This is a genomic window from Streptomyces sp. NBC_01669, assembly GCF_026339735.1.
GTDB lineage: Bacteria > Actinomycetota > Actinomycetes > Streptomycetales > Streptomycetaceae > Streptomyces > Streptomyces yanii.
Window position 1 is genome coordinate 6,693,226 of sequence record NZ_JAPEQG010000001.1, and the last position, 21,226, is coordinate 6,714,451.

21 protein-coding genes are annotated in these 21,226 nt (G+C 70.6%); 15 read left to right on the plus strand and 6 right to left on the minus strand.

The window, feature by feature from the left end; translation table 11 throughout:
* The first annotated feature begins 75 nt into the window (after positions 1 to 75).
* Positions 76 to 3,612 carry a DNA polymerase III subunit alpha gene (gene dnaE, locus OG972_RS29950; RefSeq protein WP_266986697.1) on the plus strand — a complete coding sequence of 1,179 codons (3,537 nt, stop codon included), beginning with the start codon at positions 76 to 78 and terminating at the stop codon, positions 3,610 to 3,612.
* Positions 3,613 to 3,701: 89 nt separating this feature from the next.
* Here dnaE and OG972_RS29955 read toward each other — a convergent pair whose 3' ends face one another.
* Complete coding sequence (locus tag OG972_RS29955; RefSeq protein ID WP_266986699.1) at positions 3,702 to 3,875, minus strand: hypothetical protein; 174 nt, start codon at positions 3,873 to 3,875, stop codon at positions 3,702 to 3,704.
* Positions 3,876 to 4,098: 223 nt separating this feature from the next.
* Here OG972_RS29955 and OG972_RS29960 point away from each other — a divergent pair, with 223 nt between their 5' ends.
* The 4 genes from OG972_RS29960 to OG972_RS29975 all read left to right on the plus strand — a co-directional run bounded on the left by OG972_RS29960 (position 4,099) and on the right by OG972_RS29975 (position 8,115).
* Positions 4,099 to 5,364 (plus strand): NYN domain-containing protein, encoded by a 1,266-nt coding sequence (locus tag OG972_RS29960; RefSeq protein WP_266986701.1) that lies wholly within the window; start codon positions 4,099 to 4,101, stop codon positions 5,362 to 5,364.
* A 94-nt stretch (positions 5,365 to 5,458) separates the two neighbouring features.
* Positions 5,459 to 6,433, plus strand: coding sequence for an ABC transporter ATP-binding protein (locus OG972_RS29965; RefSeq protein WP_266990788.1), 975 nt, complete (start codon positions 5,459 to 5,461; stop codon positions 6,431 to 6,433).
* Positions 6,434 to 6,452: 19 nt separating this feature from the next.
* Positions 6,453 to 7,346, plus strand: a complete 894-nt coding sequence (locus tag OG972_RS29970) for an ABC transporter permease (protein ID WP_266986702.1) — start codon at positions 6,453 to 6,455, stop codon at positions 7,344 to 7,346.
* A 34-nt stretch (positions 7,347 to 7,380) separates the two neighbouring features.
* Positions 7,381 to 8,115 (plus strand): ABC transporter permease, encoded by a 735-nt coding sequence (locus OG972_RS29975; RefSeq protein ID WP_266986704.1) that lies wholly within the window; start codon positions 7,381 to 7,383, stop codon positions 8,113 to 8,115.
* Between the two features lie 300 nt (positions 8,116 to 8,415).
* On the opposite strand, the gene ybaK is transcribed toward OG972_RS29975, so the two are convergent.
* From ybaK to OG972_RS29995, 4 genes are all read right to left on the minus strand, one after another.
* Positions 8,416 to 8,925, minus strand: coding sequence for a Cys-tRNA(Pro) deacylase (gene ybaK / locus OG972_RS29980; RefSeq protein WP_266986706.1), 510 nt, complete (start codon positions 8,923 to 8,925; stop codon positions 8,416 to 8,418).
* A gap of 17 nt (positions 8,926 to 8,942) precedes the next feature.
* Positions 8,943 to 9,692, minus strand: coding sequence for an LON peptidase substrate-binding domain-containing protein (locus tag OG972_RS29985; RefSeq protein WP_266986708.1), 750 nt, complete (start codon positions 9,690 to 9,692; stop codon positions 8,943 to 8,945).
* Positions 9,693 to 9,697: 5 nt separating this feature from the next.
* Entirely contained in the window at positions 9,698 to 10,735 is a 1,038-nt protein-coding gene (locus OG972_RS29990) for a hypothetical protein (protein ID WP_266986710.1), read from the minus strand.
* 232 nt (positions 10,736 to 10,967) lie between these two features.
* Positions 10,968 to 12,569 carry an oxidoreductase gene (locus OG972_RS29995; RefSeq protein WP_266986712.1) on the minus strand — a complete coding sequence of 534 codons (1,602 nt, stop codon included), beginning with the start codon at positions 12,567 to 12,569 and terminating at the stop codon, positions 10,968 to 10,970.
* 169 nt (positions 12,570 to 12,738) lie between these two features.
* Between OG972_RS29995 and hisD the strand changes: the two genes are divergently transcribed.
* The 10 genes from hisD (at position 12,739) to OG972_RS30045 (ending at position 20,512) form a co-directional block, all read left to right on the plus strand.
* Positions 12,739 to 14,088, plus strand: a complete 1,350-nt coding sequence (gene hisD / locus OG972_RS30000; RefSeq protein WP_266986714.1) for a histidinol dehydrogenase — start codon at positions 12,739 to 12,741, stop codon at positions 14,086 to 14,088.
* The gene (locus OG972_RS30005; protein WP_266986716.1) at positions 14,085 to 15,206 is read left to right on the plus strand and encodes a histidinol-phosphate transaminase; all 1,122 of its coding nucleotides are present in this window, start codon (positions 14,085 to 14,087) and stop codon (positions 15,204 to 15,206) included. Before hisD ends, OG972_RS30005 begins: the two co-directional genes overlap by 4 nt.
* Positions 15,203 to 15,799 carry an imidazoleglycerol-phosphate dehydratase HisB gene (gene hisB / locus OG972_RS30010; RefSeq protein WP_030919430.1) on the plus strand — a complete coding sequence of 199 codons (597 nt, stop codon included), beginning with the start codon at positions 15,203 to 15,205 and terminating at the stop codon, positions 15,797 to 15,799. The genes OG972_RS30005 and hisB overlap by 4 nt, the downstream gene beginning before the upstream one ends.
* Positions 15,796 to 15,963 carry a hypothetical protein gene (locus OG972_RS30015; RefSeq protein WP_266986719.1) on the plus strand — a complete coding sequence of 56 codons (168 nt, stop codon included), beginning with the start codon at positions 15,796 to 15,798 and terminating at the stop codon, positions 15,961 to 15,963. The genes hisB and OG972_RS30015 overlap by 4 nt, the downstream gene beginning before the upstream one ends.
* A gap of 11 nt (positions 15,964 to 15,974) precedes the next feature.
* A complete protein-coding gene (gene hisH, locus OG972_RS30020; protein WP_266986721.1) occupies positions 15,975 to 16,616 on the plus strand; it encodes an imidazole glycerol phosphate synthase subunit HisH in 642 nt (213 codons plus the stop codon).
* Complete coding sequence (gene priA / locus OG972_RS30025) at positions 16,616 to 17,344, plus strand: bifunctional 1-(5-phosphoribosyl)-5-((5-phosphoribosylamino)methylideneamino)imidazole-4-carboxamide isomerase/phosphoribosylanthranilate isomerase PriA (RefSeq protein ID WP_266986723.1); 729 nt, start codon at positions 16,616 to 16,618, stop codon at positions 17,342 to 17,344. Before hisH ends, priA begins: the two co-directional genes overlap by 1 nt.
* Positions 17,341 to 17,739 carry a RidA family protein gene (locus tag OG972_RS30030; protein WP_266986725.1) on the plus strand — a complete coding sequence of 133 codons (399 nt, stop codon included), beginning with the start codon at positions 17,341 to 17,343 and terminating at the stop codon, positions 17,737 to 17,739. The genes priA and OG972_RS30030 overlap by 4 nt, the downstream gene beginning before the upstream one ends.
* Positions 17,736 to 18,491: an imidazole glycerol phosphate synthase subunit HisF gene (gene hisF / locus OG972_RS30035; RefSeq protein WP_266986727.1), complete on the plus strand. Its 756-nt coding sequence runs from the start codon at positions 17,736 to 17,738 to the stop codon at positions 18,489 to 18,491. Before OG972_RS30030 ends, hisF begins: the two co-directional genes overlap by 4 nt.
* A gap of 162 nt (positions 18,492 to 18,653) precedes the next feature.
* On the plus strand, positions 18,654 to 19,241 hold the full coding sequence (locus OG972_RS30040; protein ID WP_266986729.1) for a transcriptional regulator: 588 nt from the start codon (positions 18,654 to 18,656) through the stop codon (positions 19,239 to 19,241).
* Between the two features lie 26 nt (positions 19,242 to 19,267).
* Complete coding sequence (locus tag OG972_RS30045; RefSeq protein WP_266986731.1) at positions 19,268 to 20,512, plus strand: MFS transporter; 1,245 nt, start codon at positions 19,268 to 19,270, stop codon at positions 20,510 to 20,512.
* 16 nt (positions 20,513 to 20,528) lie between these two features.
* Here OG972_RS30045 and OG972_RS30050 read toward each other — a convergent pair whose 3' ends face one another.
* On the minus strand, positions 20,529 to 21,161 hold the full coding sequence (locus tag OG972_RS30050; protein ID WP_266986733.1) for a TIGR03085 family metal-binding protein: 633 nt from the start codon (positions 21,159 to 21,161) through the stop codon (positions 20,529 to 20,531).
* Positions 21,162 to 21,226 lie beyond the last annotated feature (65 nt).

The following is a 21,226-nucleotide window of genomic DNA, read 5'->3' on the forward strand; positions in this document are numbered from 1 at the left end:
TGTCGGACCGGAGACGTAGACTTCCACGCTGTCCCCCCAGTCCGTCATTGCTTGTTTCCCCGGAGGCCCGACGCCGTGACCAAGCCGCCTTTTACGCACCTCCACGTCCACACCCAGTACTCGCTGCTGGACGGTGCCGCGCGGCTCAAGGACATGTTCGCTGCCTGCAATGAAATGGGCATGTCGCACATCGCGATGACGGACCACGGCAACCTGCACGGGGCGTACGACTTCTTCCACCAGGCGAAGAAGGCCGAGGTGACGCCGATCATCGGCATCGAGGCCTACGTCGCCCCGGAGTCGCGCAAGCACAAGCGGAAGATCCAGTGGGGCCAGCCGCACCAGAAGCGCGACGACGTCTCGGGTTCGGGTGGCTACACCCACAAGACGATCTGGGCGGCGAACAAGACCGGTCTGCACAACCTCTTCCGGCTCTCCTCGGACGCGTACGCCGAGGGCTGGCTGCAGAAGTGGCCGCGCATGGACAAGGAGACCATCGCCCAGTGGTCCGAGGGGCTGATCGCGTCCACCGGCTGTCCGTCCGGCGAGGTGCAGACGCGGCTGCGGCTCGGCCAGTTCGACGAGGCGGTCCAGGCGGCCTCCGACTACAAGGACATCTTCGGCGAGGGCAAGTACTTCCTGGAGCTGATGGACCACGGCATCGAGATCGAGCGCCGGGTCCGTGACGGACTCCTCGAAATCGGCAAGAAGCTCAACATCCCGCCGCTCGTGACGAACGACTCGCACTACACGTACGCCAGCGAGGCCACCGCGCACGACGCGCTGCTCTGCATCCAGACCGGCAAGAACCTCTCCGACCCCGACCGTTTCCGGTTCGACGGCACGGGCTACTACCTCAAGACGACGGACGAGATGTACGCCGTCGACTCCTCCGACGCCTGGCAGCAGGGGTGCGCCAACACCCTGCTGGTCGCCGAGCAGATCGACACCAGCGGGATGTTCGAGAAGCGCGACCTGATGCCGAAGTTCGACATCCCGGACGGCTTCACCGAGGTCACCTGGTTCCAGGAGGAGGTCCGGGTCGGCATGAACCGGCGCTTCCCGGGCGGCGTCCCCGAGGACCGGCAGAAGCAGGCCGAGTACGAGATGGACGTCATCATCCAGATGGGGTTCCCGGGGTACTTCCTCGTCGTCGCGGACTTCATCATGTGGGCCAAGAACAACGGCATCGCGGTGGGCCCCGGGCGTGGCTCCGCGGCCGGTTCGATCGTCGCGTACGCGATGGGCATCACCGACCTCGACCCGATCGAGCACGGACTGATCTTCGAGCGGTTCCTCAACCCCGAGCGTGTCTCCATGCCCGATGTCGACATCGACTTCGACGAGCGTCGGCGCGTCGAAGTGATCAGGTACGTGACGGAGAAGTACGGCGCCGACAAGGTCGCCATGATCGGTACGTACGGCAAGATCAAGGCCAAGAACGCGATCAAGGACTCCGCCCGCGTCCTCGGCTACCCGTACGCGATGGGCGACCGGCTCACCAAGGCCATGCCCGCCGACGTCCTCGGCAAGGGCATCGACCTCTCCGGCATCACCGACCCCAAGCACCCGCGGTACAGCGAGGCGGGCGAGATCCGGGGGATGTACGAGAACGAGCCGGACGTCAAGAAGGTCATCGACACCGCCAAGGGTGTCGAGGGGCTGGTCCGGCAGATGGGTGTGCACGCCGCCGGCGTGATCATGTCCAGTGAGCCCATCGTCGACCACGCCCCGGTCTGGGTGCGGCACACCGACGGCGTCACCATCACGCAGTGGGACTACCCGCAGTGCGAGTCGCTCGGCCTGCTGAAGATGGACTTCCTCGGCCTGCGCAACCTCACGATCATGGACGACGCCATCAAGATGGTGAAGGCCAACAAGGGCATCGACCTGGAGATGCTCGCCCTTCCGCTGGACGACCCCAAGACGTACGAACTGCTCTGCCGCGGTGACACGCTCGGCGTCTTCCAGTTCGACGGCGGTCCGATGCGTTCGCTGCTGCGCCAGATGCAGCCCGACAACTTCGAGGACATTTCCGCCGTCTCGGCCCTGTACCGGCCGGGCCCGATGGGCATGAACTCGCACACGAACTACGCCGAGCGCAAGAACGGCCGCCAGGAGATCACCCCGATCCACCCGGAGCTGGAGGAGCCGCTCAAGGAGACGCTCGGCCTGACCTACGGCCTGATCGTCTACCAGGAGCAGGTGCAGAAGGCCGCCCAGATCATCGCCGGGTACTCGCTCGGCGAGGCCGACATCCTGCGCCGCGTGATGGGCAAGAAGAAGCCCGACGAGCTGGCGAAGAACTTCGTGCTGTTCCAGGCGGGCGCCAAGAAGAACGGCTTCTCCGACGCGGCGATCCAGGCGCTGTGGGACGTACTGGTCCCGTTCGCCGGGTACGCGTTCAACAAGGCGCACTCCTCCGCGTACGGACTGGTCACGTACTGGACCGCGTACCTCAAGGCGAACTACCCCGCCGAGTACATGGCGGCGCTGCTGACCTCGGTCAAGGACGACAAGGACAAGTCCGCGGTCTACCTCAACGAGTGCCGCCGCATGGGCATCAAGGTGCTCCCGCCGAACGTCAACGAGTCCGAGTCGAACTTCGCCGCCCAGGGCGACGACGTCATCCTCTTCGGGCTGACGGCCATCCGTAACGTCGGACAGAACGTCGTCGACTCGATCATCCGGTGCCGCAAGGCGAAGGGGAAGTACAGCAGCTTCCCCGACTTCCTCGACAAGGTCGAGGCGGTGGTCTGCAACAAGCGGACCGTCGAGTCACTGATCAAGGCCGGCGCCTTCGACGAGATGGGCCACACCCGCAAGGGCCTCGTCGCCCACCACGAGCCGATGATCGACAACGTGGTGCAGGTCAAGCGCAAGGAGGCCGAGGGGCAGTTCGACCTCTTCGGCGGCGGCGAGGAGGACAGCGACGAGCCGGGCTTCGGACTCGACGTCGAGTTCTCCGACGTCGAGTGGGAGAAGTCGTACCTGCTGGCCCAGGAGCGCGAAATGCTCGGGCTGTACGTCTCCGACCACCCGCTCTTCGGTATCGAACACGTGCTGACCGACAAGTCCGACGCGGCGATCTCCCAGCTCACCGGTGGCGAACACGCCGACGGGGCGATCGTCACCATCGGCGGCATCATCTCCGGACTCCAGCGGAAGATGACCAAGCAGGGCAACGCCTGGGCCATCGCCACCGTCGAGGACCTGGCCGGTTCCATCGAGTGCATGTTCTTCCCGGCCACGTACCAGCTGGTCTCCACCCAGCTCGTCGAGGACACCGTCGTCTTCGTCAAGGGACGGCTCGACAAGCGCGAGGACATTCCGCGGCTGGTCGCCATGGAGATGCAGGTCCCCGACCTCTCGTCGGCCGGGACCAACGCGCCGGTGGTGCTCACCATCCCGACGGTCAAGATCACCCCGCCGATGGTCGCCCGCCTCGGCGAGGTGCTCAGCAACCACCGCGGCAACACCGAGGTACGGATCAAGCTCCAGGGCCCCCGCAAGACCACCGTCCTCCGGCTCGACCGGCACCGGGTCCAGCCCGACCCGGCGCTCTTCGGCGACCTGAAGGTGCTGCTCGGCCCGTCCTGCCTGGCCGGCTGAGCGGCTCCCGCAACGCACGAGAGAGGCGCCCCGCGATGCGGGAGCGCCTCTCTCGGCTACCGGCCTGTGGCCGGACCGGAGACGACCGGTCAGTTGTGGCCGAAGCGCCGCTGCTGCTTACGGGCAACATCAGCAGGGCTGCCCTGGGCTTGCGACTGGGACTGCGACTCGTAAGCTGTCGACTTCGTCTCCTCCGCGCCGCGCTCCGGTATGGACGCGCGGTTCTGCTGGCTGCCCTGCTTGCGGTTCTTGTTCTTGGCCATGGTGTTCCTCCTGTGCGGAATCTCGGGGCCAGGACCGCTGTCAGATTCACATACCGGCATTTACAGCGCATGTTGGATCATTACCGTGCGTAGTGAGGGGGTATCATGCGCCGTTTTCCGCATCCGCCACGCCGATGATCGAGTTCCGGCCGTTAACCCTCACGCCGTCGGGCAGACTTCGAGGAAACCCTGAGCAGAACCCATTCCCGAATTCCGGAAGAGGGTGGAACGCGTGGACCGTTGCGTCGTCCTGGTGGACGCCGGCTACTTGCTGGGCGCCGCCGCGAGTCTGCTGGCGGGAGAGCCCGCCCGTTCCCGCATCACCGTCGACCACGCGGCGCTGATTCAGGGCCTGCGCGAGCGAGCCGAAGCCGATACGGAGCAGCCGCTGCTACGGATCTACTGGTTCGACGGCGCCCCCGACCGCGTACCGCAGCCCGAACACCGCAGGCTGCGCGTCATGCCCAGGGTGACCGTGAGGCTCGGGGCGCTCACCCGCAGTGACGGACGCTGGGCGCAGAAGGGCGTCGACGCCGCCATGCACGCCGAGCTCACCGAACTGGCCAGGAACCGCGCCTGCTCCGACGTCGTCCTGGTGACCGGCGACGGCGATCTGCTGCCCGGACTGATGTCCGCCAAGGAACACGGTGTGGCCGTCCATCTCTGGGCCGTGCAGGCCGCCGACGGCGACTACAACCAGTCCGAGGACCTGGTCGCCGAGGCCGACGAACGCCGGGTGCTCGACCGGGCCTGGATCACCCAGGCCGTGCGGGCCAAGGACAACGGCGGCAGCTGCGCCCCGCCCCCCGCAACCCGCCCCGAGATCGCCGCGATCCTCTCCGCGCCACTGCCCGAGGCTGCCCTCGCCGCCTCCGCCGAACGCGCCTCGGAGGCCCAGGCGGCCGCCGCACGCAACGGCGCGGCGGCGCCCACCGGCGAGGAAACCGCGCACTCCCCGGCCGCTCCCGGCGGCAAGGGTGTCCCCACCCCCAAGGACCTGGCGGGCACCCTGCGCGGCCCCGGCACCCCGATCGCCGCCGCACAGCCCGCGGCGCAGCCCCCGGCGACCGCGACCCTGCGCTGGTCCTCCGACAAGGGCTGGATGGAGCGCGGCGGACCGCTCGGCGAACCCGCCGAGACCGCCTCGCTGCCCACCCTCGCCCAGCTCACCTCCGCCGAGCAGCGCTGGGCGGACCGTGAGGAGGACATCACCACGGTCGGCGGTGACCCGTTCGAGGTGGGTCAGGTCTTCGCCCGGCGCTGGATGGAACGGCTGCCGGAGACCGTCCATCTGCAGAAGCTGTCCACCATGTACCCGCGGATCCCGCACCGCATCGACGGCGAGCTGCTGCGGTACGCGGCGCGGTTCGGCCTGCTCGCCCACAAGGACGACCAGATCGACGAACACGACCGATACGCGATCCGGGCGGGTTTCTGGCGCGAGATCGACGTACGCGCGGCTGCCGAACACGCCCCCGTGGTGGAGTAGTCCGGCAGCCCGGGCGCAATAAGGGGCGTCCGACCCCGTACTCTCGTACCTCGTGAGTACGGGCACAGCACAGGCGCAGACGGCGACCGGGACCGTGTGCGCGGTGCGTGATCTGGTCAAGACCTATCCCGCCGCCCGCGGCCGCCGCGGCGCGCCCGCCACCCCCGAGGTGCGCGCGACCGACGGGATCAGCCTCGACGTCCGACGCGGTGAGATCTTCGGACTTCTCGGGCCCAACGGTGCGGGCAAGTCCACCCTCGTACGCCAGCTCACCGGGCTGATGCGGCCCGACTCCGGCAGCGTCGAGATGCTCGGGCACGACCTCGTGCGCCACCCCGAGCGGGCCTCCCGGCTCATCGGCTACCTCGGGCAGGAGTCCACGGCCCTCGACGAGCTGACCGTTTCGCTCGCCGCCGAGACCACCGGGCGGCTGCGCGGACTCGCGGTACGGGAGGCACGCGCCGCGCGCGACGCCGTACTCGAAGAACTCGGCCTCACCGACATCGCGGCGCGCCCCCTGAAGAAGCTTTCCGGCGGGCAGCGGCGGCTTGCCTGCTTCGCCGCCACCCTGGTCGGGGAGCGGCCGGTCCTCATCCTGGACGAGCCGACGACCGGGATGGACCCCGTCGCCCGGCGCGCCGTCTGGGCCGCCGTCGACCGGCGCCGCGCCGAGCACGGTACGACGGTGCTGCTGGTCACCCACAACGTCATCGAGGCCGAGACCGTCCTCGACCGGGTCGCCGTCCTCGAACGCGGCAAGGTCATCGCCTGCGACACGCCCACCGGCCTCAAGGAGCGAGTGGCGGGCGAGGTCCGGGTCGAGCTGGTGTGGCGCGACCGCGCGCCCCTGGACGTTCCCGAGGTGGCCGTGCTGCGGCAGTCCGCTCAGGAGTCGGGGCGCCGCTGGGTGCTGCGGCTCGGGCCGGACGAGGCGCGGGCGGCGGTCGCCGCGGTGACCGGCGGGGCCGCGTTCGCCGCACTCGACGACTTCACTCTGGCGACGCCGAGCCTGGAGGACGTCTACCTGGCGCTCGGCGGGGACGCCACGCAGGGGCTGGTGAAGGCATGACCGTGGCGATCGGGTACGGATGTACGGCCGGGCAGGGACCGAACGGGAGCGGCACCAGGTGACGAGCATTGTTCCTGCGGAGGCGGCCGGTGCTCGGACGACGGCCGGAAGCGGTTCTGCCGCCGAGGGAGGGACCGAGGACCGCACCGGTGGCGTTGCCGCGCCGCTCGCGCCCCGGGCCCGGCTGTTTCCCTCGCTCGCGGCCGTGTACCGCGCCCAGCTGTCCCGGGCCAGAGTCGCCCGCATCCCGCTGCTCTTCGTGGCGACCTTCCAGTCCGTCGGGATCATGATCCTGATGCGCGGCGTCGTCGACGGCGGATCCGAGGCACGGGCCGTCGTCGCCGGATCCAGCGTCCTCGTCGTCGCCTTCGTCGCGCTCAATCTGCTCGCCCAGTACTTCGGGCAGCTACGGGCCGGCGGCGGGCTCGACCACTACGCCACCCTGCCGGTGCCGCCCGCCGCGGTGGTGCTCGGTGCGGCGGGGGCGTACGCCTCCTTCACTGTGCCCGGCACGATCGTCACCGCGGTCACCGGGAGCGTGCTCTTCCAGCTGCCGATGACCCACCTGTGGGTGCTCGTCGCCGTCATTCCGCTCGCCGGGGCCGCGCTGTCCGGGCTGGGCGCCGCGCTCGGACTGCTCGCGCCCCGGCAGGAGCTCGCCACACTGCTCGGACAGCTCGGCATGTCGGCGGCGCTGCTGCTGGGGGTGCTGCCGGCCGGCCGGATGCCCGCGCCGATCGGCTGGGCGCGCGATCTGCTGCCCTCGACGTACGGCGTCGAGGCCCTGTCCCGGTCGTTCGACGCCCATCCCGACTGGGCGGTCGTCGTTCTCGATCTTGCCGTCTGCGCCGTCGTCGGTGTCCTCTCCCTGGCCGTGGCGACCTGGGCGTACCGCAGGGCAGCGGTCCGGTGAGGCGCGGCACAGGAGCGCCTGGCACGATGGCAAAGTGACCGCACCTCTGACACCGCCCCACCAGCCCTCGTCCAATGGCCCCTGGCAGACGCCGCCGAGGGGCGGTGGCTCCGGTCCGGGGACCTTCCTGGAGTCTCAGGAGGAGCGCGATCCGCGGGCGGATCTGCGGCGGGCGGCCGTCGTCGCCGTCCTGCTGACGGTGGCCGGCGTCGGGCTCGGACTGCTGTGGCTGTGGCTGTCGCCTCGGGTCCCGCTGATCTCCGACGGCCAGGCGGTCTTCCTCAAGGACAGCGAGGGCGAGGAGGCGATCGGGAGCGACGGGACGTTCGTGCTGCTCGCGCTCGCATTCGGGGCGGTGTCCGCGGCGCTGACCTTCTGGTTCCACCGACGTGGCGGGATCGCGCTGGTCGTGGGGCTCGCCCTGGGCGGGCTGCTCGGGTCGCTGGTGGCCTGGGGGGTGGGCGTCTGGCTCGGACCGGAACGTGATGTGGTCGCCCATGCGCGTGAGGTCGGCAAGGGCGTGGTGTTCGACGCACCGCTCGACCTCCATGCGAAGGGTGCGTTGCTGGCCTGGTCGCTGGCGGCGATGGTCGTTCATCTGGCGCTGACCGCGGCGTTCGGGCCGCGGGATCCGGAGCCGGACTGGGGAGTCTGGGGTGTGCCGGGGGGCGGGCAGGGGGGTGCGGGCTCGGCGGGGCCGTCACCTTCGCCTTCGTCTCCGTCCTCGCCTTCGCCTTCGTCCTCTCCGTCGCCTCCGACGGAGTCGTAGCGGGGCGGGGCGGGTGGGACTACGGGGGTAGGGCCGCTGCGCGGGTCCTCACCCCACCCCGCCCCTTCCCGCAGCCGGGGCTCTGCCCCGGACCCCGGTCCTCAATCGCCGGACGGGCTGGAAGTGCCCCCGGGAGGGCTGGGGGTGCCCCCGGGGGCTGAGGGCCCACCGGGGCTGGACGTGACCCGGGCTGGGTGTGCCCTGGAGCTCGATGTGACCCCGCGGCTGGAAGTGACCTGGGCTGGAAGCGACCCGGGGCTGCGAATGCCCCCTGGGTGAGTGCCCCCGGGGCCGCTTGCGCTACGCCCGGCCGATGGCCGCGAACACTGCCCCCGTCAGCGAAGCCAGCTCCTTCGGGGCCAGTTCCACCTCCAGGCCGCGGCGGCCCGCCGATACGCAGATCGTCTCGTGGGACTGCGCCGACTCGTCCAGTACCGTCGGCAGCCGCTTCCGCTGGCCCAGGGGGGAGATGCCGCCCCGGACATAACCCGTCGTGCGTTCCGCCGCCGCCGGGTCCGCCATCGCCGCCCGCTTGCCGCCGACCGCCGCTGCCAGGGCCTTCAGGTCCAGGGAGCCGGCCACTGGGACGACCGCCACGGTCAGGGTGCCGTCCACGTCGGCCACCAGGGTCTTGAAGACCCGGTCGGGGGAGACGCCCAGCGCTTCCGCCGCCTCCTCACCGTACGAGGGGGAGGCCGGGTCGTGCTCGTACGCGTGGGTCGTGAAAGGGGTGCCCGCCGCGGTCAGGGCGACCGTCGCCGGAGTGCCGCCGGAGCCGGGCTGCTGGTGCTTCTTCGGCTTCTTTGCCACGGGGCAGGGTCCTCGCATCAGTTGGGGTGGGTCGGCGCCCTGGTCAGGTCGACTGCGGGCAGGGACGGCAGGTGCCGGATGACGGCCGTCTCGGAGCGCAGGAGCGTCAGTTCCTCGCGCAGGCGCGTCGCCGTGTCCGGTGCCTGCAGCAGTCGCTGCTTCGACGGGATGTCGAGGACCGCGGCGGCGGCCACCAGGTACGAGACGACCGACGGTTCGTCCGGCAGTTCCGCGCCCGTCGTCAGGGAACGCTCGCTCGCTCCGGCCAGTCGCTTCTGGTAGCTGCGGAACGCCCGCAGTACGCCCTCGGCAAGCGCGCCCGCCTCGTCGCCGGTGTCCTCTTCGAGCTCTTCGACCTCGGCCGTCAGGTAGGGGCCGCCCGCGTCGACCGAGAGCAGCTTGACCCGGGTGGTGCCGGTCGCCAGGACCTCGAAGCTGCCGTCCGCGCGTTCCCGGATCTTCGCCGCGTCCGCGACACAGCCGACCCGGTGGAACGTCTGGATCGGGTCGGGGCCGAAGCCGTCCGCGGGACCGCGCTCGGTGGCGGAGGGCACCGTGGTGGCGTCCGGCATTCCGGCGGCGGTGGGAGCTATCTCGCGGCCGTCGCGGATCGCGACGACCACGAAGCGGCGCGGTTCGTCCTCATCGGTCTTCAGCAGCTCGCGCATCAGGGCGCGATAGCGCTCCTCGAAGACGTTGAGCGGCAGCACGAGGCCGGGGAACAGCACCGCGTTCAGCGGGAAGAGGGGCAGACGAGCGGTGGTCACAACGGTCAAGCGTAATGGCCGCGCGACCCGCTGTGGTCGGCCCGGTACCGCAAAGGCATCCCGGATGCCACCTGGAGGCGTACCCCGTCCCGCGCGTCCAGGAACTGGCCGAGCGGATCGTCGGAGACCAGCGACCACGGGAACGACGTCGCATGGGGCCCGATCAGCCGGAACTGTTCCAGCGCCTCGTCCCAGCGACCCCGGACGACCAGCACGTACGCCAGCAGGTTGCGGACCTCGGCCGGCCATGGATCGCCCGGCTCATACGAGGCGGACAGCGCGATCGCCAGATCCGCGGCCCTGTCGATCCGCTCCTCCAGCACCGAAGTGGTCCGTGTCTCGGGGGCGGCGATCAGGAGCGCGAACGCGGCCCGTACCGGCAGCGCCTGCACCAGTGAGCTGGGCAGAGAGTCCTCCGCGGCCTGTTCGGCGAAGTCGAAGCACTCGCGGTGCGAGCCGTACCAGGCGGCGGAGAGGTACTGCAGCGCCGCGACATGGCAGCCGTAGTGGTGCGAGGAGCGCCGGACGGCCTGCTCCCACAGCGCCTCGAAGGCGGCGTGCGGGGCATGCGTGCCGCGGGCGTGGTCGAGTGCGAGCCGCCAGGGCACCGGGTCGCGCGGATCGCTCTCGGCCGCCGCGGTGATCAGTGGTGCCACGTCGCGCAGCTGCTCGGCGCGGGCCGGCGACTCCCAGGCCCGCCGGACCGCCAGCTCGGCCTTGACGAGCAGTGCGTCCGGGTCGTGCGGGGCGGCGGCGAGCCAGTCGGCCAGCCAGCTGTCGCGGTGGCGGGCGAAGGTGACGAGTCGGCCGAGGTAACGGTCGCGGTTCTCCCACTCGGCGGCGTCCCGGGTGGTGGCGAGGAGCTTGGCGGCCGGCTCGTACTCCCCGAGGGCGGCGGCGACGAGCGCGGGGGAGAGCCGCTCGTCGGGGGCGTCGAGCAGCACCGCATCGTCTGCGGGCAGTCCGGTGGACAGCTGCGGCGCGTGCCGGATCATGCGCGCGGTACGGAGCAGGGCGCGAGGGAATGACATGGTGCAGACCATTGAAAAGCGCTGGTCGAGGCGGCGCCAGAGGGGCGCTGTGAAGCTTTGGTGCCGAGTGCATGGGTTGCCCCGATGAGGGTCAATAAAGAGTAAAGGATGCGGCGGAATCTGGCTTGATTATTTTGCTTCGGTGGTCGGTACCCGTGCTGGTCGGTCGAGGGAGACCGGTCGTCGTCGTGTCCGCCGGGCCTTTGCCTGCGGGCAGCGGGCGGCCCGTCCCGGCCGGGCCCGGTCAGCCGCGGCGCAGCAGCCGGGACGCGCCCGCCGCCACCGTCGTGGCCAATATCCACCCCAGCAGCACCAGCGCGGCCGCGGCCCACTGCCAGCCGCCCTCCATCCGCCAGTACCCGTCCTGTCCGAGGTTGATGACGGGCACCAGCAGATCCAGCGCGTACAGCGCCGCGTTCCACTCCGGGTGCTCGTCCTGCTTGATCGCCGCCGGTTCGTACTGCGAGAAGGCCACCGCCCCGGCCGCCCACAGCACCGCCATCCACACCGCCGCCCGCCCGGGCCGGTAGCCGTACGCCACCGTCCAGTCCTGCAGGATCCCCCACAGCTTCGCGGCGGGCGGCAGTGTCTCGCGCCGGCGCCGCTGTTTGGCGAGCAGCACCTCGCGGGCGTCCGCGTCCTCCCCGCAGCTGCGCAGCACCGTCGCCAGCCGTTCGTACGGCTCGGGTACGTACTCGGGGGTCGCCGCCGCCAGCCACTCCAGGCGGCGGGAGAGCGGGAAGTGCCCGTACGGGACGAGGTTCTCGTAGACGAAACCGCCCATCGCGAGACCGCCGGGCCCAGGCCAGCTGGTCGACACGTCGATCAGCGTGACGACCTTCGCGCCGTTGAGCACGACCCGGCCCTCCTCCGGGCGCTCCGCGTTGAACCGCAGCTCCGGGGCGACGATCCGGCGCAGCGACAGCTCCTCGCGGGGCGCCAGCACGAACCTGGCCTTGTGCAGGTCGACCGCGTCACCGAACCGCCCGTCGTCCAGCCGCACCCCGCCGCGGCACTCGAAGACCTGCGCCCGGGTGCCGTGTGCCGGGGCGTGGGCCATGACGATGCCGTACGGGGGAGTGGTGCCCAGGTTCCCCGTGTCGACGCTGACCCATGCCTCGGTCATGTACAAGGTCCGCTCCACCGTCAGCTGCGGGGCGTTCAGTGCGCGCCGGCCAGGCCCCGCCCGCAGCCGGCTGCCGCGCAGACTCAGCGAACCGCCGACCTTCGCGCCGCGCAGACTCAGCTCGCCACGCGTCTCGACCATCTCCGCCTGCAGGTCCTGCGCGACCGTCAGACCGTCCCCGGCGAGCGCGCGGCCCTGCCGGTCGGCCCCGAGCTCGATCTGGTTCAGCAGCAGATCGGTGCCGATATGGGCGTCGGTGAGCCGGATCCCGCGCTCGATCCGGCAGCGCGGCAGATGCAGATCGCCCTCGGTGCGCAGCCGTGCCGCCTCCAGCCGCGGCACCGCGCAGCCGACCATCCGCAACGTCGTGACGTGACACTCCGGCAGGACCACCTCCTCCTCGAAGCGGCAGCCCGTCAGTTCCACGTACGGAGCGACACGCCCGCCCGCGAGATCGAGCGTCCCGGTGATCCGTACCCCCCGGAGCTTCAGCGCGGCGACCCGTCCGGGCCGGGCGGGCGGCCCGCTCAGCAGCAGCCGGGCGACGACACGGGCGTCCACACTGCGCTCGGCTCCCCAGACCGTCGGCGCGAACGGGTCGTCCCGCATCGGGTCGCGGGCGCGCAGATCGTAGGTGCTGCCGTTCCGGAACGCCTGCCACATGCCCAGTTCCGCCGTGCTGAGGCTGCCCGGGATCTCGCTGCCCTGCGGTTCGGTCACCGGGGCCCCTTCCGCTTGCAGCTGTTATTCCCTCTGTGTTCCCTCTGGGTGACGGCGTGAACGCCGACGGTCAGTAGTGGCCGGGAGTAGTCGGCCGTGACGGCCGGGTCATGTATCAGCCAGTGATACGGGCGAACTGCCGCCGGAGGCGGTCTGAGAGAATTGGGGTGTGATTTCTCGAATCGATCTGCGCGGCGATGCCCTCCCCGAGGGCGGCGACCTGCGCGACCTGCTGCCCCGAGCCGAGTTCGACGTGGAAGCCGCACTGGAGACGGTGCGCCCCATCTGCGAGGACGTACGCCATCGTGGCTCAGCGGCAGTGATCGAGTGGGGGGAGAAATTCGACGGCGTACGGCTCGACTCGATCCGGGTCCCGGCCGCGGCCCTCTCCGAGGCGCTGGACCGGCTCGACCCCGCCGTACGGGCCGCCCTGGAGGAGTCGATCCGCCGCGCCCGTCTCGTCCATCACGAGCAGCGCCGCACGACCCACACCACGCAGGTCGTCCCCGGCGGCACCGTGACCGAGAAGTGGGTGCCCGTCGAGCGCGTCGGTCTGTATGTGCCGGGCGGGCGCTCCGTCTACCCGTCGTCCGTGGTCATGAACGTCGTCCCGGCGCAGGAGGCGGGTGTCGAGGGCATCGCCGTCGCCTCCCCGCCGCAGAAGGCGTTCGGCGGTCTGCCGCACCCCACCATCCTCGCCGCCTGCGCCCTCCTCGGCGTCGACGAGGTGTACGCCGCCGGTGGCGCCCAGGCCGTCGCGATGTTTGCGTACGGAACGGCCGAATGCCTCCCGGTGAACCTCGTCACCGGTCCCGGCAACATCTACGTCGCCGCCGCCAAGCGCCTCCTCAAGGGCCGCATCGGCATCGACGCCGAGGCCGGGCCCACCGAGATCGCGATCCTCGCCGACTCCACCGCCGACCCGGTGCACGTCGCCGCCGATCTGATCAGCCAGGCCGAGCACGACCCGATGGCCGCCGCCGTCCTCGTCACCGACTCCGAGGAACTGGCCGCCGCCACCGAGGCCGAGCTCAAGCCGCAGATCGCCGCCACCAAGCACATCACCGACCGGATCGAGCCGGCGCTGGCCGGCCGTCAGTCCGCGATCGTCCTGGTCAACGATCTGGAGGACGGCCTCAAGGTCGTCGACGCGTACGCCGCCGAGCACCTGGAGATCCAGACCGCCGACGCCGCCGCAGTCGCGGACCGGGTCCGCAACGCCGGAGCGATCTTCGTCGGCCCGTGGGCCCCGGTCTCGCTCGGCGACTACTGCGCCGGCTCCAACCACGTTCTGCCCACCGGTGGCTGCGCCTGCCACTCCTCGGGCCTGTCCGTGCAGTCCTTCCTGCGCGGTATCCACATCGTCGACTACACGCGCGATGCGCTCGCCGAGGTCACCCACCATGTCGTGACCCTCGCCGAGGCGGAGGACCTCCCCGCCCACGGCGCCGCTCTCAAGGCCCGTTTCGCCGAAGGTGAACTGGACGAGCACAGTGGCTGGAAGGTTCCGCAGCAGTGACGAACAGCAACACCACCCGTATCGACGACCTGCCGATCCGGGACGAGCTCCGTGGTCAGTCCCCGTACGGCGCGCCCCAGCTCGACGTGGCCGTGCGGCTGAACACCAACGAGAACCCGTACCCGCTCCCCGAGGCGCTCGTCGACCGTATCGCCGAGCGTGTCCGCGAGGCCGCTCGCGACCTCAACCGCTACCCCGACCGGGACGCCGTCGAGCTCCGTACCGAACTGGCCCGCTACCTCACCCGCACCGCCGGGCACGCGGTCGGTCTCGCCAACGTCTGGGCGGCCAACGGCTCCAACGAGGTGCTGCAGCAGTTGCTGCAGACCTTCGGCGGCCCCGGACGCACCGCGATCGGCTTCGAGCCCTCGTACTCGATGCACGCTCTCATCGCGCGCGGCACCGGCACAGGCTGGATCTCCGGACCGCGCAAGGACGACTTCACGATCGATGTCGACGCGGCCTGCGAGGCCATCGCTGAGCAGCGCCCGGACGTCGTCTTCATCACCTCGCCCAACAACCCCACGGGCACCGCGGTCGACGCCGCCACCGTCGTCGCGCTGTACGACGCCGCCCAGGCCGCCAGGCCCTCGATGGTCGTCGTCGACGAGGCGTACGGCGAATTCAGCCACCACCCCTCGCTCCTCCCGCTGATCGAGGGCCGGCCGAACATGGTGCTCTCGCGCACCATGTCGAAGGCGTTCGGCGCCGCCGGACTGCGCCTCGGCTATCTCGCCGCCGACCCGGCCGTCGTGGACGCCGTCCAGCTGGTGCGGCTGCCCTACCACCTGTCCTCCGTCACCCAGGCCACGGCACTCGCCGCCCTGGAGCACACCGAGACGCTCCTCGGATACGTCGCGCAGCTCAAGAGCGAGCGCGACCGGATCGTCACCGAACTGCGCGCCCTCGGCTTCGACGTGACGGACTCGGACGCCAACTTCGTCCAGTTCGGCCGCTTCGCCGACAGCCACACCGCCTGGCAGCAGATCCTCGACCGGGGCGTCCTGGTCCGGGACAACGGCGTACCGGGATGGCTGCGGGTCTCCGCAGGAACCCCGGCAGAGAACGACGCGTTCCTCGATGCGGTACGCGAACTCAAGAAGGAGCACGACGGATGAGCCCCCGCGTAGGCCGCGTGGAACGCACCACCAAGGAAACGTCGGTGCTCGTCGAGGTCAACCTCGACGGCACCGGAAAGGTCGACGTGTCGACCGGGGTCGGCTTCTACGACCACATGCTCGACCAGCTCGGCCGCCACGGCCTCTTCGACCTCACGGTCAAGACCGAGGGCGACCTGCACATCGACACGCACCACACGATCGAGGACACCGCCCTGGCCCTCGGCGCCGCCTTCAAGCAGGCGCTCGGCGACAAGGTCGGCATCTACCGCTTCGGCAACTGCACCGTCCCGCTGGACGAGTCGCTCGCCCAGGTCACCGTCGACCTCTCCGGCCGCCCCTACCTGGTGCACACCGAGCCGGAGAACATCGCGCCGATGATCGGCTCGTACGACACCACGATGACCCGGCACATCCTGGAGTCCTTCGTCGCCCAGGCACAGATCGCCCTGCACGTCCACGTCCCGTACGGCCGCAACGCCCACCACATCGTGGAGTGCCAGTTCAAGGCGCTCGCCCGCGCCCTGCGGTACGCCTGTGAGCACGACCCGCGCGCTGCCGGAATTCTTCCTTCCACGAAGGGCGCGCTGTGACAGGCCTCAACACCGTTCTGATCGTCCTCGGCCTCTTCCTGGCCGGTGGCGTCTACTCCTTCTCGAAGCAGAAGATGCCCAAGGGCGTCATCGTGCTGCTCGGGATCGCATCCGTGATGTGCCTGGTCGCAGGTGTCATGCGGATCCAGGGACTCTGGGACTGAGGGAGCGACCCGTGAGTGAGAAGAAGAAGGTCGTCGTCTTCGACTACGGCTTCGGCAACGTCCGTTCCGCCGAGCGCGCCCTCGCCCACGTCGGCGCGGACGTCGAGATCACCCGCGACTTCGACCGGGCGATGAACGCCGACGGGCTACTGGTGCCCGGCGTCGGCGCGTTCTCCGCCTGCATGGAGGGGCTGAAGAAGGCCCGCGGCGACTGGGTCATCGGCCGCAGGCTCTCCGGCGGCCGGCCCGTGATGGGCATCTGCGTCGGCATGCAGATCCTCTTCGAGCGCGGCATCGAGCACGGCGTGGAGACGGAGGGCCTCGACGAGTGGCCCGGCACCGTCGCCCCGCTGAAGGCCCCGGTCGTCCCGCACATGGGCTGGAACACCGTGCGGTCCCCCGAGGACTCCGAGCTCTTCGCCGGTCTCGACCCCGAGGCCCGGTTCTACTTCGTGCACTCGTACGCGGTGCACGACTGGAGCCTCGAAGTCACGAACGCCAGGATCAGGGCCCCCCGGGTCACCTGGGCCACCCACGGCGAGCCGTTCGTCGCCGCCGTGGAGAACGGCGCCCTGTGGGCCACCCAGTTCCACCCCGAGAAGTCCGGCGATGCCGGCGCCCAGCTGCTGACCAACTGGATCGGAACACTCTGATGTCCACCACGCTTGAGCTCCTCCCCGCCGTCGACGTCCGCGACGGCCAGGCCGTCCGTCTCGTGCACGGCGAGTCCGGCTCCGAGACCTCGTACGGCGACCCCCTGCAGGCCGCCCTCGCCTGGCAGAAGGCGGGCGCCGAGTGGCTGCATCTCGTCGACCTGGACGCCGCGTTCGGCACCGGTGACAACCGGGCGCAGATCGCCGAGGTCGCCCGCTCCATGGACATCAAGGTCGAGCTGTCCGGCGGCATCCGTGACGACGCCTCGCTCGCCGCCGCCCTCGCCACCGGCTGCACCCGGGTCAACCTCGGCACCGCCGCCCTGGAGACCCCCGAGTGGGTCGCCAAGGTCATCGCCGAGCACGGCGACAAGATCGCCGTCGGCCTCGACGTCCGCGGTACGACGCTCCGCGGCCGCGGCTGGACCCGCGACGGCGGCGACCTCTACGAGACCCTCGCCCGCCTCGACTCCGAGGGCTGTGCCCGCTACGTCGTCACCGACATCGCCAAGGACGGCACGCTCCAGGGCCCCAACCTGGAGCTCCTGAAGAACGTCTGCGCCGCCACCGACAAGCCGGTCGTCGCCTCCGGCGGCGTCTCCTCGCTGGACGACCTGCGGGCGATCGCCTCGCTCGTGCCGGACGGTGTCGAGGGCGCAATCGTCGGCAAGGCGCTGTACGCGAAGGCGTTCACCCTCGAAGAGGCGCTGCAGGTGGTCTCCGGATGACCGACTCCGTCAATCGCATCTCCTCCGGCGCACCCTGGGAGGACAAGTTCGGCTACTCCCGCGCGGTGCAGCTGCCGAACGGGCTGGTCCTGGTCGCCGGCTGCACGTCGGTCGTCAACGGACAGATCTCCGCGGGCGGCCCGTACGAGCAGGCCGTCGTCTCCTTCAACGTCGCCTTCGACGCACTGAAGCAGGTGGGGCTGGGCCGCGAGGACGTCGTCCGTACCCGGATGTACATCACGCACGCCCGGGACGTGGACGAGGTCGGCCGCGCCCACAAGGAGCTGTTCGATGACGTCCGCCCCGCCGCTTCCATGATCATCGTCTCCGGTTTCGTCGATCCCAGCCTGGTCGTCGAGGTCGAGATCGAGGCCTACCGGGAAGGTGCGCAATGAGTCTCGCGGTACGAGTCATCCCGTGCCTGGACGTCGACAACGGCCGGGTCGTCAAGGGTGTCAACTTCCAGAACCTGCGCGACGCGGGTGACCCCGTCGAGATGGCCAAGCTGTACGACGCCGAGGGCGCCGATGAGCTGACCTTCCTCGACATCACCGCGTCCAGCGGCGACCGGGAGACGACCTACGACGTGGTGCGCCGCACCGCGGAGCAGGTTTTCATCCCGCTCACCGTCGGCGGCGGTGTCCGTACCGCCGACGACGTCGACAAACTGCTGAGGGCCGGCGCCGACAAGGTCGGCGTCAACACCGCGGCGATCGCCCGCCCGGACCTCATTCGGGAGATCGCCGAGCGGTTCGGCCGACAGGTCCTCGTGCTGTCCGTGGACGCCCGGCGTACCCCCGCGGGCACCTTCGAGGTCACCACGCACGGCGGCCGCAAGGGCACCGGCATCGACGCCGTCGAGTGGGCGCACCGGGCCGCCGAGCTGGGCGCGGGCGAGATCCTGCTCAACTCGATGGACGCCGACGGCACGAAGGACGGCTACGACACCGAGATGATCGCGGCGGTCCGCACTCATGTCACCGTCCCCGTCATCGCCTCCGGCGGCGCGGGCCGGCTCACGCACTTCGCACCGGCCATCGCGGCAGGCGCCGACGCGGTGCTCGCCGCGTCCGTCTTCCACTTCGGCGATCTGCGGATCTCCGAGGTCAAGGGCGCCCTCAGAGAGGCCGGACACCCGGTCCGCTGACCGCAGTACTCCATCGATCGCCGGACGAGCCGTTGTGGCCCGTCCGGCGATCGGCGTTTTGCGGGCCGCTCCCTCACGGCATCAGGGCGGTATCCGAGATTCCGCAAATTTTATTGCACAATAAATATTGTGCAAGTTTTCTTTTCTGTCTACGGTGAGGGCATGGCAAGCAATGAATCCCGCCGGATCTCGGACCTGGAGACCCTGAAGGCGTTCGGGCACCCCCTGCGGATGAAGCTCTACCGGGCGCTCTACATCTCCCGTAAGGCCACCGCCTCCCAGCTCGCCGAGCAGGTCGACGAGGCGGTCTCGCTGGTCAGTTACCACCTGCGCAAGCTCGCCGACCACGGCCTGATCGAGGAGGCCGAGCAGCAGGGCAAGGACGGCCGCGAGCGCTGGTGGCAGCCGGCCTCGAAGGGGCTGAACGTCCATGCCGAGGATTTCAGTGACGCGCCCGAGAAGGTCGCCACGCATACCGCCATCGGTCGGCTCTCGTTCGACCAGCACGTCGAGCTGTACCGCAGCTACATCGACTCGGCCCAGAGCTGGCCACTGGAGTGGCGCAGCGCCGCCTCCGGCTCCGAGTACCTGGCCCGGCTCACCGCCGACGAACTCGCCGCGCTCGGCCGTGAGGTGCACGAACTGATCGACCGGTACGAAGAGCTCGGCCGCGCCCGCGACGAGGCCGGAGACACGGAAGGCCGCGAGAACGTCGCCATGCACCTGTACGCATTCCCGTTCCGCACCTGAGTCGCCGCCCCGGGAGGACGACCCTCATGACCGTCACCGTCACGGCCACGAAAGCACCCGAACGCCCCGCCCACCGCGACGGCAACGTCCTGCGCTGGCTCGGCGCCTACACCGCGTCGATGATCGGCGACAGCGTCTACTACATGGCGCTCGCCTGGGCCGCCGCCCGCAGCGGCAGCGCCACCCAGACCGGCCTCGTCCTCGCCGTCGGCTCCATACCCAGGGCTGTGCTGATGCTCGGCGGGGGAGTGCTCGCCGACCGGCTCGGCCCGCGCCGCGTCGTCATCGGCAGTGACGCCGCCCGCTGCCTGGTCGTGCTGGGCCTGGCAGGCGCCCTGCTCGCCACCTCGCCCGCCGTGTGGATGCTGGTCGCCGTCGCGCTCGTCTTCGGCGTGGTCGACGCCCTCTTCCTGCCCGCGGTCGGTGCCCTGCCGCCCCGGATCACCGCCGCCGGACAGCTGGCCCGCGTCCAGGGACTTCGCGGACTCGCCTCCCGTGCCGCCAATGTCGTCGGAGCCCCGCTCGGTGGCGCCGCAGTGGCTTTCGGCGGCCCGACCCTCGCGTTCGCCGCGGCCGGGGTGCTCTTCGCCGTGTCGCTGCCGTTGCTCCTTGCCCTGAGGATCAGCCCGCTGCCCACCGAGGAAGCCGCCGAACCGTCCGGCACCGCCTGGCACGACCTGACCGACGGGCTGCGCCACATCCGTCGTCACCCGGTCCTCGGGCCGCTGATGCTCGTGACCGCCGTCAGCGAGCTGGGCTTCACGGGGCCGCTCAACCTCGGCCTGATCCTGCTCGCCGGGCAGCGCGGCTGGGGGGCGTCCGGCATGGGCTGGATCGTCGCCGCGTTCGGCATCGGGGCCGGTGCGTCGGCCCTGCTGCTCGCGGTGCGGGGCCGGGTGCCGCGCGCCGGGCTCGTGATGTGCCTGACGGTGCTGATCGGCGCGGTCGCCATAGCGGCCCTTGCCCACGCCCCCTCGGTGGGCCTCGCCGTCGCCGTCGCCGTCTGCATCGGGCTCTTCGCCGGCCTCGGTGGCGCCCTGTGCGGCGCTCTGACCCAGACCGTCACCGACCCCGCCTACCTGGGTCGGGTCACCTCGGTCTCGACGCTCTTCACCCACGCGATCGCGCCGCTCAGCTACCCAGTCACGGGAGCCGCGGTCGCCGCCTGGGGGACGGGTCCGGTCTTCGTCACCAGTGCAGTGGTGTGCGCGGCCGGGGCGACGACCGGTCTGGCCTTCACCCGGCTGCGCCGCGCGGAACTTCCGGACTGACCCGCACCCGTACGCCCTACATCCCCAGCTCCGCCGTCCGCAGCCGGGCCACCGCCTCCTTGTCGCCCTCGACCTCCACCCGGGCACCGTCCTGCCGCCCGGACGCGAACAGCAGCAGTTCGCCCGGCTCGCCGGTGACCGTCACCACCGGAGTGCCCTTGTGCGCCACCGCGGTCTGCCCGTCCGGGCGGCGCAGCACAAGACCCACCGGCGCCTTGCGCCCCATCAGCCGCGCCGCCTTCTCCATACGCGACCAGAGCGCATCGGCGAAGACCGGGTCCAGCTCCCGCTGCGACCAGTCGGGCTGCGCCCGGCGCACATCCTCTGCGTGGATGTAGAACTCCACCGTGTTGGCCGCCTCGTCCACCTGCTTCAGCCCGAACGGCGACATCCGGGGCGGTCCCGTACGGATCAGCTGGATGAGTTCCTCGTACGGCTTCTCGGCGAACTCGGCCTGCACCCGCTCGAGCCGGTTCTTCAGCGGGCCCAGCAGCACCCCGGCCGCCGCGTCCGGTCGGCGCTCGCGCACCACGACATGGGCCGCCAGGTCCCGGGCCGTCCAGCCCTGGCACAGGGTGGCGGCTTCGGGGCCCGCCGCCTCCAACAGGTCGGCAAGCAGAAGACGTTCGCGCTTCGCATGGGTCGACATGCTCGCCAGCGTACGACCGGGTCCCGCGGTCCGCCCAGTGGACGCCTCACGGAACCGCCCTCGCG